This is a genomic window from Wenyingzhuangia gilva (genome assembly GCF_030519655.1).
GTDB lineage: Bacteria > Bacteroidota > Bacteroidia > Flavobacteriales > Flavobacteriaceae > Wenyingzhuangia > Wenyingzhuangia gilva.
On record NZ_JAUMIT010000006.1, the window covers coordinates 139,012 to 152,072 of the forward strand.

General features: G+C 32.9%; 12 protein-coding genes. 4 read left to right on the forward strand and 8 right to left on the reverse strand.

Annotation, left to right across the window (positions count from 1 at the left end; translation table 11 throughout):
* From QVZ41_RS12025 to QVZ41_RS12060, 8 genes are all read right to left on the reverse strand, one after another.
* On the reverse strand, positions 1–951 hold the full coding sequence (locus QVZ41_RS12025; RefSeq protein WP_302884840.1) for a family 43 glycosylhydrolase: 951 nt from the start codon (positions 949–951) through the stop codon (positions 1–3).
* Between the two features lie 123 nt (positions 952–1,074).
* Entirely contained in the window at positions 1,075–3,480 is a 2,406-nt protein-coding gene (locus QVZ41_RS12030; protein ID WP_302884841.1) for a glycoside hydrolase family 2 TIM barrel-domain containing protein, read from the reverse strand.
* Between the two features lie 34 nt (positions 3,481–3,514).
* The gene (locus QVZ41_RS12035) at positions 3,515–4,843 is read right to left on the reverse strand and encodes a serine hydrolase domain-containing protein (protein WP_302884842.1); all 1,329 of its coding nucleotides are present in this window, start codon (positions 4,841–4,843) and stop codon (positions 3,515–3,517) included.
* 105 nt (positions 4,844–4,948) lie between these two features.
* On the reverse strand, positions 4,949–5,806 hold the full coding sequence (locus QVZ41_RS12040) for an alpha/beta hydrolase (protein WP_302884843.1): 858 nt from the start codon (positions 5,804–5,806) through the stop codon (positions 4,949–4,951).
* Positions 5,803–6,756: an alpha/beta hydrolase gene (locus tag QVZ41_RS12045; protein WP_302884844.1), complete on the reverse strand. Its 954-nt coding sequence runs from the start codon at positions 6,754–6,756 to the stop codon at positions 5,803–5,805. The genes QVZ41_RS12040 and QVZ41_RS12045 overlap by 4 nt, the downstream gene beginning before the upstream one ends.
* A 276-nt stretch (positions 6,757–7,032) precedes the next feature.
* Positions 7,033–8,022, reverse strand: a complete 990-nt coding sequence (locus QVZ41_RS12050; protein ID WP_302884845.1) for an alpha/beta hydrolase-fold protein — start codon at positions 8,020–8,022, stop codon at positions 7,033–7,035.
* Between the two features lie 511 nt (positions 8,023–8,533).
* Positions 8,534–8,995, reverse strand: coding sequence for a pantetheine-phosphate adenylyltransferase (gene coaD, locus QVZ41_RS12055; protein ID WP_302884846.1), 462 nt, complete (start codon positions 8,993–8,995; stop codon positions 8,534–8,536).
* Positions 8,996–9,006: 11 nt separating this feature from the next.
* Positions 9,007–9,987 (reverse strand): D-alanine--D-alanine ligase, encoded by a 981-nt coding sequence (locus QVZ41_RS12060; protein WP_302884847.1) that lies wholly within the window; start codon positions 9,985–9,987, stop codon positions 9,007–9,009.
* Positions 9,988–10,076: 89 nt separating this feature from the next.
* On the opposite strand from QVZ41_RS12060, the gene QVZ41_RS12065 reads away from it, so the two are divergent.
* From QVZ41_RS12065 to QVZ41_RS12080, 4 genes are all read left to right on the forward strand, one after another.
* Positions 10,077–10,628, forward strand: coding sequence for a PASTA domain-containing protein (locus QVZ41_RS12065; protein WP_302884848.1), 552 nt, complete (start codon positions 10,077–10,079; stop codon positions 10,626–10,628).
* Positions 10,629–10,630: 2 nt separating this feature from the next.
* Entirely contained in the window at positions 10,631–11,656 is a 1,026-nt protein-coding gene (locus tag QVZ41_RS12070; RefSeq protein ID WP_302884849.1) for an RluA family pseudouridine synthase, read from the forward strand.
* Between the two features lie 113 nt (positions 11,657–11,769).
* Positions 11,770–12,534 carry a type I methionyl aminopeptidase gene (gene map / locus QVZ41_RS12075; RefSeq protein WP_302884850.1) on the forward strand — a complete coding sequence of 255 codons (765 nt, stop codon included), beginning with the start codon at positions 11,770–11,772 and terminating at the stop codon, positions 12,532–12,534.
* Positions 12,535–12,601: 67 nt separating this feature from the next.
* Positions 12,602–13,057, forward strand: coding sequence for a DinB family protein (locus QVZ41_RS12080; RefSeq protein WP_302884851.1), 456 nt, complete (start codon positions 12,602–12,604; stop codon positions 13,055–13,057).
* Positions 13,058–13,061 lie beyond the last annotated feature (4 nt).

Sequence of the window (13,061 nt, forward strand, 5' to 3'; positions counted from 1 at the left end):
TTATTTTGTCTTAATGTTGTTCATATTTATTGGTTTCTCAAATTTAACAGTAGGCCATTCCGCTCTGTCCCATGAAATCTCTTTTACAATAAGTTTAGAGCTACCATTATCCTTTTTATCATAACCATGTGCAACAAAGTAGGTTTTACCATCAAAATCATAAACAGCACAATGTCCAATACCTGCATAATCTTCATTTTCACCAGCTACATAGGTTCCTCCCCCTGCATATAACGGAACCCCATCTTTATCTACATAAGGTCCTCGAATGTTACGAGATCTTCCAACAGCAACATTATAACTACTATCTAAACCTCTACAACAATAATCAAGTGATATAAATAAATAATAATATTGGTGTCTATGATAAATAAAAGGAGCTTCTATTGTTCCATCTCCGGGATCCGTATCGGGCATTCCAAAAGTTCGTTCTTGTTTAGCTATGGTATACCACTCCTGAGGTTCTGCAAGAGACTTCATGTCTGGAGCTAACTTTACTAATTTAATTCCTCCCCAAAAAGAACCAAAAGATAACCATCCAGTTGTTTTACCACCCCAACTTCTTTCAAAATAAACATTGGCATCAATAGCATTCCAAAAATCACGTCCTGGAATAGATTTTACAATCATTCCGTGATCTTCCCATTGATAATCTGGACTTGACTGATTTAATGTTTTATTAGTCATAACACCAATAGCCGAAGTGTTTTTTGCAAACGCTGATGGAGAATAGTATAAATAATAAAGTCCATTTAAATATTGAATATCTGGAGCCCAATATCCACCCCTATAACCTGGTATAATATTATCCGTAACCCATTCTAATTTACTTGGCACTGGCTTTATATGCTCCCAATTGGTTAAATCATTACTTTTTGCTAAACCTCCACCTGTTACAAATAGATAAAAAGTACTGTCTTGTTTTATCATTACAGGATCATGAGCTACCATGCCTTTTGATTTATTTATTTGTGAATGATTTTGTGCAATAACCACAAGTCCCAAGCATAAAAAAAGGAGTGTGAATATGCTTTTTTTGATATTAATTAGCTTCATAGTATCGTTTTAATTATTTTAATCAACTACCAAGTTCAAAGATTTCATTAATGGAGATGATAATTTTACCTTTACAGGAGTATTTTTGTTTTCTTTTTTTACATAAATTAACATACGTCCATTGATACAACGATGTTTGTTATCCTGAAAATTTTCAGCCACATTTGTAGAAGCATTTTCCATTCCTAATAGTTTTCCTCCAGCTACATAACATGTTATTTCACTGTCTGCTAATGCTGAAAAACGACCGTTTGTATCATACATTTCTACACTAATTTGTCTAATCAATTCTTCATCTGTTGCCTTTAGCACCTTAGCTCTAATTTCAGCAGTAAGAGTATTGGTAACAATATTATCTGTTGCAACTATTTTTCCATCTTTGTAGGCAATCACTTTAAGTTCTCCTGGTTCATAATTAACATCCCAAGCAATTACTCCTGTTTCAGGGTCATAAGGTTTGCGTTCTCCTATTGTTTTTCCATTGAGTTGTAATTCTGCAGCATCGCCATTTGAGTAACAAAGTACTTGTACTTTTGCATTCTCATCATAATTCCATCTTTTAGGAGCATCTGTAGACAATCTATTTCCCCATCTTTTTCCTTGATTGATTTGTTTTTTTACAGTACCTATGTAAACCATAGGCTTAGTACTCCACAATGATTTTCTAAAATATCCTCTTGGTTTGATATTTCCTGCTAAATCCAATAATCCCGATTCAAAACCACGAGATGGCCATGCGTGAGATTCTCCTAAATAATCTATTCCTGTCCATAAGAATTGTCCAAAAATAAATTCTTTGTCTTTTACTGCTTTCCAAGCACCTATATCATGTCTATTTTCACTTCCATAAAGCACTCGTTCAGGATATAATTTATGATCACTATCATATTTGTTTTCGGTGTAATTATACCCAACAATATCAAGTACAAAAGGGTAGTCTGTATAGTTAGACATTACGGCTCCAGCTAACGCAGCTGTAACAGGTCTTGAGCTATCTGCCTCTTTTACCACAGCTACTAACTCTTTGGCAATATCACCTAAACGTTCTGCATTGGGATGATCTTTTAAATGTGCTCTGACCGATTTTTGACTAATCCCTTCATCTGCGAGAACAGGATGTGTATAAGGGTCATTAGGATAATCTACCTCATTCCCAATACTCCACATAATGACTGATGGATGTTTGCGATCTCTTAAAATTTGATCTTTAACATCTCTAAGGCTCCATTCTCTAAAATATTGAGAAGTTCCTTGATGTCCTGGTTCGCCTCTGTTCCAGCCCTCAATCCATTTGTTTTTTGGATATTCCCATTCATCAAATGCCTCATCCATCATTACAAAACCTAATTCATCACATAACTCATATAAATAAGGAGCTTGTGGATTATGGCTTGTGCGTATCGCATTGACTCCAATTTCTTTTAAAGTTTCTAAACGTGAACGCCATACCGATTTTGTGGCAGCTGCTCCTAATACTCCAGCATCATGGTGAAGACAAACCCCTTTTAGCTTTGTATTGATTCCATTTAAAGAAAAGCCTTTATTAGGATCAAAATCAATAGTACGAAAACCTGCTTTAATATTACTCTCGTCAATTAACTTAGCACCTTTGTAAACTTTTGTTGTTAATGTGTATAAATAAGGAGAGGTTATACTCCACAATTTAGGAGCATTTAATTTTAAAGAGGTATTAAAATCAGTTGAAGATTTAGTGAAAGCTAGCCCTTTATTTGAAGTTGAAGCTACACGTTTTCCATCTGTATCATATAATTCGTGAACGATTTTTAAAGAGGAAGTTTCTATTGTGTTTTTTATAGTAGTGCTTACAGTAATGTCTGCCTTGTTATTCTTTACTTTTGCTTGATATGTAGTACCCCAAAGATCTATATGAGTTGGATTGGCATATACCAAATATACATCACGATAAATTCCTGATCCTGTATACCAACGCGAATCAGCATCATTACTGTGATCTACTCTTACGGCGATTGTGTTTTTTTTACCCCACTTTATATAAGGAGTTAAATCATACATAAAAGAAATATAACCATTAGGTCTTTTTCCTACCCACTTACCATTAATAAATACTTCACTATTATTGTATACTCCTTCAAAGTAAACATATACTTTATTCCCTTTTTTCTCTGAAGAAACTTCTATATCTTTTCTATACCAAGCAATCCCTCCGGGTAAGTAACCTGTAGAACTAGCTAATTCTGGGCTGGCGTTTTGTTTCACAGTCCAATCATGAGGTACATCAACAACTGGCCATTTACTACAATCCATTTCTTCTCTTCCTCCATATTGCACATCACCTAAGTTAAAGAACCAATTCTTGTTAATATTTTCACGTTTCCCAAAATCTTGGGCGTTAACATTATAATTAGCTACCATTGCAAGTAATAGTATGTATACTTTATTCATTATTATTTATTTATATCTGTTAAGGCTGTCATCATTATTTAATCAAGTTATAAACTTGATTTAAATACTTAGGGTATAAGGGGTCGTGTTTACTCATATTCATATAAAACAAAGCAACCATCTCATTTTCTGGATCAATGATATAAGCTGTACCAAACATACCTCCCCATGCAAAGGCAGAATTTGAAACTTGAGATACTGGTTTTTTATTTTGGTTATACAATTCAAAGCCTAGCCCAAATTGAAAGCTTTTGCCTCCAGCATTTTTTTCAGGCAAACGATTTATAGTCGTCATTAATTCAATGGTTTCGGGTTTTAAAATTCTACGTTCATTAAAAACCCCTTTATTTAAAAGCATTTGACAAAATTTAGCATAATCTTCAATAGGTCCATTTAATCCTATGGCTCCTTCACAATATGTTTGTTGTTTACTAATAGTTCCTTCGCTATAAATATTTGTTGCCGGTACTAATGTGTCTTTTTCAGCACTGTATGCTTTTACAAACTTGTTTAATTTTTCTGGTTGATAATACCAATCAGTATCTTTCATCCCTAGAGGAGTAAGCACGTTTTCTTTTACATAAGACCTTAAAGATTGTCCTGATATTCTTTCAATAAGATATCCTAACATGTTCGTACTGATATGATAATTCCATTCTGTCCCAGGATCAAAACCTAAAGGATATTTAGCAAGTTTTAACATTTCCTCTTCCAAATATTTAGCATTAAAATCACCACCTCCACTATGTTGCCCAGCGGGAGTTTTATGAGGCATCATTCCTCCAAAACCAGCAGGAGTATCATTGTTTTTTCTTTCAGCACTTTTAATTTTTCCCACAAGGCCAGCATTAAGTCCCGATGTGTGAGACATCAAATGTATAAATGTCATTGGTGATGCAACGGGACGTGTTTCATAAGTTCCATCTTTATTCACTTTTGTAACTACTTGATTAGGGATTTCTGGAAAATATTTAGACACGGGATCATTTATTTTTACTAATCCTTTTTCTACCAAAGTCATAAAAGCAACTGTTGTAATTGCTTTTGTTTGAGAAAAAAGCACATAATAATCATCCACTGAGGCTGGAATTTTATTTTCTACATCTTTAAATCCGAAAGCTTTGTTGTATATAACATCTCCTCCTTTAACTACAAACCCTACTACACAATTTAGCTTGTTGTTATCTACAAATACTTGTAGTAAAGAATCTAAACTTTCTACTTTTTGTTTATGAATACTTAATTCTTTGAGATTTATATTATGATTTAACTTTTGAGGACTGGCAAACTCTTTACTTTTATGTTCACAACTAGACAGTGTAAGGATAGCTAGTAAAGCATATAGACTTAAAATTCTTTTCATTGGTTTATTTGTTTAGGTACTGCATTTTGGGGAATTATAACTTAAAACAATCATTCATAAGCAAGTTTGTTTTTTACATTTTTAATATTAGAAACTGTTTAAGTGTTAAAGGTTTAAATGTTTTGCAAAAAACTTTTCTAATGCTGGTTCTGTAACCTCAAGCAGTTCTGCATAAGCAACCCCATGTCCACCTTCGCACTCAAGATACTCAATATTAGCTCCCTTTTTTTTCATTTTAGTTACAAAATCTCTAGTTAATTCTGGACGAACAATTCTATCTTTAGTTCCCTGAATAAGAAATAACGGAGGGTGATTTGCACCAATATATCCTATTGGCCACCATTCTTTTTTTGCCATTGGCATATCTCTACCCAATTCTGTTGGAGGAGAACCCGCTCCTGCCACATTTACAATACTAGAGTACTCATTCCACCCACCATCACCTTCTAAACCTGCTGATTTTGGAACCATCGCTAACATTAATGCAAGATGTGCTCCTGCTGAATGTCCGTAAGCTCCTATTTTTTCAGGATCTACATTTAACTCTTTGGCATGTGCTCTTAACCAACGTACAGCACATTTCACATCTTCAATACATGCAGGAAATGGAGCTTCACCTGTTAAACGATATTCAACATTAATAGTAACATATCCTTTTAGCGCATAATCAATCATCATTTTTTGATAGACATCTACGTTTTTTGAACCTCCTGCCCATCCTCCTCCATGAATTATGACTAAGGCTGGTCTAGCTTTTTTTGATTTATTAGCAGGCTTTGCCAAATCAAGCTTCCATGAATTACTATTTCCTTCTCTATAAGTAATATCTTTGGTTATTGTTATTGATTTATATTCATTAAAAAGAACTGTATTACTTATATTTCTTTTTTCTTGAGCATAACATATCATATTGGCAATTATCGATACTAAAAACAGAACTTCTCTTGTAAATTTATTTTTCATATTGTATTTAAAAACTCTTTTATTTCCTTAACGGTTCGTTTCAATTCATCATGATGTAAATTATGCCTAGCATCATCAACATGAACAAGTTTTACCCTTTTCATACCTGCAATAGACTCTTGGTTTATTTTACGCTTTTCAGCAGAGGTATCTGCTTTTAATATTAATGACTTTACTGGAATTTTTGCTAACGCTCCTTCAGTTCTCATACTACCACTCATAGCTGTCCACGCAGCATTGGTATATGGGCCATGATATTGTTTTTTTGAAAGTGCCCAATATAAAACATCTCTTTTACTCCATTTAGGATTCTCTCTTGATCCTTTAGTTACCAAGTCTTCAAAACTATAATTGTTTTGTTTAACTAAAGACTCTGGACTCCCCATCATCCTAAAAGAAAGAGGATCTGGCTTAGACTTTTTCTGTTCGTTACGTTTGGGTGGGGTATTTCTTCTTTGTGGTCTTTCTGCTGATGTTTTTCTCGGTAAACCTGGATCTAACATGATAATGGTTTTAGCTAAATCTGGGTATTCCGCTCCTACACGCATTACTGTTGCAGCTCCCATTGAGTGACCCACAAGAATTGGCTTTACAAAATTCATTACTTTCACAAAATCAACGACATCATTAATTAAAGTATCTTCATCGTCCGAAGGAGTGAATGGATCTGACAAACCATGACCACGTGTATCCAACATGTAGATATTATATGAATCTTGTAGTTTTAAACTAACATCCGTCCAACAAACTCCATTATCTGTTACTCCATGAACCATCACCATTACTGGTTTTTCGGGTGCAGGAACAGCATGGTAAAAATGAATACGAACTCCATTGCTATACACATAACCATCAGACCAACCTTTTGGGAGGTCAGGAAGCTTTAGTGCGTAGGTAGTTAATGGAAGAAAAAACATTAAAACAGCTAATTTTAAATACTTAAATCTCATCATTATAATTTTTAATCATCTAACGTTTATAATTTATTTTTTTATTGGAAGAGCTAACATCAAACTTAAATAGAATTTATTTTTTTTAAAGTACATTTCAGACAAAAAGAAAGACGAATAAGCTTTTAATAAGTATCAAGGCCTTAATATGTAAGCCTTTGGATATTGTTTTATGAACCAAGTAACATTAAAAAAACTTTTTAAAGTTATTTCTTGGATCTTAATTTTCAATGAAAACTCTTTTAAGCTTTAGTACTTCCCAAGTACCATTAATTATTATTTAAATATTTTTTGAGAAAAACTTTTAAGATCATGCCTCCATACATACATGGTATGTCCTCCTTCCATTACAGACAAATCAGAATGAACTCCATGCTTTGTAAAAAGGTTCCTTGTAGGTGATGTGTTTACCGTTGCACCATCTTTGCTTCCTCCACTCGTAAATATAAAATACTTTAAAGTTGATTTTAATGTTGGGGCAGCTGCTCTGATAAGCTGATCATACTTTTTATATTCCTCTTGTTGACTAGTCCACCAACCAGAACTCATTACATTTACATAACTAAATTTATCTGGATATGTAACCATGGTTTCTAAAACCTCTAAACCTCCCATTGATAAACCAGCTAATGCACGATGATTAGCATTTTTGTAAACTTTAAAATTTGATTCAATATATGGGATGATATTTTTTACTAAATCTTTGGCAAACAGATTTGTTGGTATACCTCCATCAGGCATTACTACAATCATTGGAGCAATTTTTCCTTCCACATATAAATTGTCTAAAATCCATCCTGCTTTTCCCTGACCTGGCCAATTGGTATCGTTGTCTCCACCTCCGTGAATTAAATATAAAACAGGAAGCCTTTTTTTACTAAAAAAATACTCTGGAGGTGTCCATATAAACATCCTTCTAGTTGTTTTTGTCACATTTGAGTCATAATAAGCAATAGACATAAGCCCGTGAGGAACTTCTTTTTTTTGCCAGAAAAGAGATTTTCCTTTTGGTACCAAATCAACCATCGGACGAAAATCAGCAATCATAGGGTTTTTAGGGTCATTTACTTTGTAGCCATCTACATTAAAATAATAACGATAAGCACTTGGAGAAATATTGGTATCCGTAGTCATTACCCAAACTCCATTTTCCTTTTTTTCTGTCTTTTTTGCACTAATATCTCCAGCTAACTTTACCTCTTTTGCATTAGGAGCGTAAAAAAGAAAAGTAGCACTGCCATCATTATTCATTTGAAAAGATATCAAATTATCATTGGGTGTTTTTGAATGATTGTTGGAATTTTGAGCATTTAATTTTTTGTTTAAACTACATATCAAAAATGTAATCAAGAAAAAGTGTAATTTATTTAAATTTGTTAAGATGCTTATAGGGTATGCCCATAATTTTTTTGATAACAGCGTATTTAGTAACATGAATTTCTGAATAATTAAAACAAATCAAATATATCCAGTAGTTGTAATTTTATAAGGTACAGATAAGACATAAACAGAAAGAAATTATCTTTCTATCTTCACTATTTGAAGAAAAATTAAATTATGTAAGGTTTTTTCATAAAAGTATTAAAACATCCTTTTGCTACACCAAGGAGTTATACTTTCATTTAAGTAATAAATATCATCAGCAAAGAGATAAGATTAAATTTAAAATATAATTGATCTTTTCTGGTATGCCTATGATTAATTGAGTGTGATAACTATATGTTATTCCTTTTGTTGTTGTTGTTGTTGTTAAAGAAAGTAATCTAAAGTAAAATAGTTATCTACTTCCGTCAATTACTGCTTGAGGAGCAAATTTGGATAAATCTCCGTTGTGTTTTAAAAGATCTCTTACAATACTAGAGCTGATAAAAGAAGTATCTGCACTGGTTAATAAGAAAACAGTATCTATACCTGATAATTTTCTGTTGGTAATGGCAATGGCTTTCTCAAATTCAAAATCGGCAGGATTACGCAAACCTCTTAAAATAAAATCAGCATTAATTTCTTTACAAAACTCAGTGGTTAAACCTGTATAGGTTTCTACGGTTAAGTTAGGCATGTGACTAAAGGTCTTTTTAATAAACGAAACTCTTTCGTTTAAAGAGAATCTATATTTTTTGGTGTCGTTGATCCCAATGGCAATCACCAATTCATCAAACAAAGGCAAGGCACGATTGATGACATCAACATGACCTAAAGTAATAGGATCAAAAGAACCAGGAAATACAGCTTTTTTCATAATTCTTAAAGTTACTTATTTTTTATGGCCATTTCAATAGCATTGGTCAATAAGTCTGGTAAAGGGATTCCTGCAGCTTTTGCTTGTTGTGGCAACAAACTTTCGGTGGTCATTCCTGGAACGGTATTCATTTCTAAAAAGTAAGGTGTGTCACCAATAAAAATAAATTCAGATCTAGAAAAACCTGACATGTTTAGAGCTTTGTAGGCTTTAATAGCTTCGGTATGTAAGTTTTGTAATTGAATGTCCGAAATTCTAGCAGGGGTGATTTCTTGCGATTTTCCTTCGTACTTGGCTTCGTAATCAAAAAAGTCATTTTCTGATACAATTTCAGTAGCGGGTAAAGCCATTACTTCATTTTGATAAGTAATCACTCCTATAGAAACTTCTGTACCATCTAAAAAAGATTCAATTAAAATTTCATGATCTTCTTTAAAAGCTTTCTCAAAAGCCATTGAAAATTCTTCTATTTTATTGACTTTGGAAATTCCATAACTAGAACCTGCATTGTTGGGTTTTACAAAACAAGGCAATCCTAATTCGTTTACAATTTTTTCTGGATTGATGTCATCACCTTTATCAAAATAAAGAGATTTAGCGGTGTTGATTCCGTGCTTGCGCAACACACTTAAACAATCACGCTTGTTAAAAGTCAATGCCATTTGGTAAGCAGGAGCAGAGGAGTAAGGCAGATCAATCATATCAAAATACCCTAATATTTTTCCATCCTCTCCTGGGGTTCCATGAATCACGTTAAAAATACAATCAAAATTGATCTTAGTTCCATCAATAATGGCAGAAAAATCGTTTTTATCAATATTAAATTCTTGGTCTTTATCATTTAAAGCGACCCATTTTTCTTTGGTAATAACTACTCTGTAAGGATTGTATTTATTTTTATCAATATGGTTGTAAACTACGTTACCACTAATCATAGAAATATTGTACTCGCTTGAGTAACCACCCATTATAACTGCAATGTTTTGCTTCATGAAACTCCAAATTAGGATGGTAAAATTATTAAATATTAATTCAAAACCCTACATATAGGTTTTATATCTTTGCCAAAAAACCTTTATAAATGAATTTTATCAAGTTTCTAAAAAGCAAATCGTTTATTATCAGCCTTTGTATATCATTAATATTAGTTGTCCTTATTTTTTTAGGAGTCACTAAATTTCTTCACAGCTATACCAATCAAGATCAAAAAATTGAAGTTCCAAATTTAATTGGGTTGACCGTTGATGAGGTAAAAGTAGTGTTGGATGACAGAAAGTTAGATTATGAATTGTTAGAAACAGGAAGTTACAATCCAAACATTCCTAAAGAAGCTGTGTTAGAGCAATTGCCAGTAGCAGGACAAATAGTAAAAGAAAAACGCAAGATATATATTACCATTAATCCTGATGGATATGCAAATGCTCCTATTCCTCCTTTTTACGGTAGAACCAAAAAAGAAATTGAGCAGCTTATTATCAACAGTGGGTTTAAAGTAGGTCAATACGAGGAAATTGATGATATAGGAACGGTGGTGCGTAAATTAAAATTTAAAGGTCAAGAATTAAAGTCTGGAGATCAATTACCAAAAATGTCTGTGATAGATGTGATTATAGGTAACGGACAATTAAGATAATTATGGAAGAATTTGTACCAGAAGTGGACGGAGTAGAAGAAAACTATGAACATTATAGGTTTGTAGCAGAAGCAGGACAGGAACCTTTAAGGGTTGATAAGTTTTTAATGAATTTTGTGATGAATGTGACTCGTAACAAGGTTCAGCAAGCTGTTAAAGATGGAAATGTGTTAGTGAATGATGAGGTGGTAAAAGCCAATTATAAAGTAAAACCAGGAGATGTAGTTACGGTTGTTTTTGAGTTTGCTCCTAGAGAAACAGAAATATTACCCGAAGACATTCCGTTGGATATTGTATATGAAGACGATGAGGTGATTGTGATTAACAAACCAGCTGGTTTGGTGGTGCATCCTGGACATGGAAATTATGACGGAACTATGGTGAATGCTTTGATGCATCATTTTAAAAATTTACCAGAAAATGAAGATGGTAGACCAGGTTTGGTTCATAGAATAGATAAAGATACTAGTGGATTGTTGGTGGTGGCTAAAACTGAACATGCTTTGGCACATTTGTCTAAACAATTTCACGATAAAACTTCAGAACGTTTGTATCATGCTTTGGTTTGGGGAAATATAAATGAAGACGAAGGAACTATTGAAGGACATATAGGACGTAACTTAAAAAACAGATTGCAACAAGATGTATTTCCTGATGGAGATCAAGGAAAACCAGCGGTGACTCATTTTAAGGTGTTAGAGCGTTTTTCTTATGTTACATTAGTGGAGTGTAGATTAGAAACGGGTAGAACGCATCAAATTAGAGCACACTTTAAACATATTGGACATACTTTATTTAACGATGAACGTTATGGAGGAAATGCCGTGTTAAAAGGAACTACCTACACAAAGTACAAGCAATTTGTAGACAATTGTTTTAAGTTGATTCCACGTCAGGCTTTACATGCCAAAACATTAGGGTTTGAACATCCAACCACAGGGAAAATGTTGCGTTTTGATTCTGAAATTCCAGAAGATATGCAGCAAGTTTTAGAAAAGTGGAGAGGGTATACGTTGACGAATAAGTAGATATTAAGAGTTAAGAATTTAAGTAGTAGAGTAGTAAAGAAGATGTTAGAGAAGCCTGTACTGAGCTTTGCTGAAGTATAGTCGAGAACCTAATATTGATAAAAACAAAAAAAATGTCAATAACAAAAGAATCAGAATTAATTGGAATGAAAAAGATTAGTGAAGTTGTTGGTACTACACTAAAATTAATGAGAGAATATGCTAAAGTTGGTATGTCAACTAAAGAATTAGATGAATATGGTGGTGAAATTTTAAAAAGTTATGGAGCCAAATCAGCTCCATATGAAACTTATGATTTTCCAGGATATGCTTGTATAAGTGTTAATGAGGAAGTTGCTCACGGAATTCCATCTGAAAATAAAATTCTTAAGGAAGGAGATTTGATAAATATTGATGTATCAGCAGAATTAAATGGATTTTGGTCTGACAATGGAGGTTCTTTTGTACTTGGAAAGGACATACATAATCATCAACCACTTGTAGATGCTTCAAAAAATATCTTGAAAAAAGCTATAACTAATATAAAGGGTGGAATTAAAATAGCTGACATTGGACAAATAATTGAAACAGAAGCAAAAAAATCTGGATTTAAAGTAATTAAAAACTTGGCAGGTCACGGTGTTGGGAAAAGTTTACACGAAGAGCCTGAAAATATTCTAAATTATAGAGTTAAAACAAATCGAGAAAGATTTAGAAAAAACACTACAGTCGCAATTGAAACCTTTATTTCCACAAAATCAACTATTGCATTAGAATTAAACGATGGTTGGACTTTAGTTGGTGACAAAGGAGGTTATGTGACACAGCATGAACAAACAATTTTAATAACGGATCAAGAACCTTTGATTTTGACCGAATCAAATGAAATCTGGAATTAAAAAATAGAAATAACACAGGTACCCTAAGTTAATTATGATAACTTGGAAATAAGAAAAATGTGAAGCAATGGAAGCTGTATTTAGTATTTGGAAAAGGAATAGAGCAATATACTTATCATATTTAAACAACTATTCTGTTGAACAGTTAAATAAAATTCCAGAAGGTTTTAGTAACAATCTTATCTGGAACATAGCCCATGTTATTGTCTGTCAGCAAGTATTGGTTTATAAATTTTCTGGATTGGAGACTTATGTGTCAACTGAAATGATTAAAAGTTATGGACCTGGAACCAGACCTACTAAAGAAGTATCTGCAAAAGAAGTAGAAATGTTAAAAACGCTTTTGTTGACATTGATAGATAAAACAATTTTGGATTATAAAGACGAGAAGTTTATCACTTATAAAAATTTAGAAACCAGTATGGGATTTCATATTAATTCAATACAAGGAGCGTTAGAATATAATAATTATCACGAAGGCTTACATCTTGGTTATATCATGAATATAAAAAGATTTGTGTAAGTTC

Excerpts from the sequence above, each read along its gene's own strand:
- coaD (WP_302884846.1), bottom strand. The coding sequence starts at position 8,995 with ATGAAAAAAGCTGTATTTCCTGGTTCTTTTGATCCTATTACTTTAGGT.
- QVZ41_RS12030 (WP_302884841.1), bottom strand. The coding sequence starts at position 3,480 with ATGAATAAAGTATACATACTATTACTTGCAATGGTAGCTAATTATAAT.
- QVZ41_RS12045 (WP_302884844.1), bottom strand. The coding sequence starts at position 6,756 with ATGAGATTTAAGTATTTAAAATTAGCTGTTTTAATGTTTTTTCTTCCA.
- QVZ41_RS12070 (WP_302884849.1), top strand. The coding sequence starts at position 10,631 with ATGGAAGAATTTGTACCAGAAGTGGACGGAGTAGAAGAAAACTATGAA.
- map (WP_302884850.1), top strand. The coding sequence starts at position 11,770 with ATGTCAATAACAAAAGAATCAGAATTAATTGGAATGAAAAAGATTAGT.
- QVZ41_RS12025 (WP_302884840.1), bottom strand. The coding sequence starts at position 951 with ATGGTAGCTCATGATCCTGTAATGATAAAACAAGACAGTACTTTTTAT.
- QVZ41_RS12060 (WP_302884847.1), bottom strand. The coding sequence starts at position 9,987 with ATGAAGCAAAACATTGCAGTTATAATGGGTGGTTACTCAAGCGAGTAC.
- QVZ41_RS12080 (WP_302884851.1), top strand. The coding sequence starts at position 12,602 with ATGGAAGCTGTATTTAGTATTTGGAAAAGGAATAGAGCAATATACTTA.
- QVZ41_RS12040 (WP_302884843.1), bottom strand. The coding sequence starts at position 5,806 with ATGAAAAATAAATTTACAAGAGAAGTTCTGTTTTTAGTATCGATAATT.
- QVZ41_RS12035 (WP_302884842.1), bottom strand. The coding sequence starts at position 4,843 with ATGAAAAGAATTTTAAGTCTATATGCTTTACTAGCTATCCTTACACTG.
- QVZ41_RS12065 (WP_302884848.1), top strand. The coding sequence starts at position 10,077 with ATGAATTTTATCAAGTTTCTAAAAAGCAAATCGTTTATTATCAGCCTT.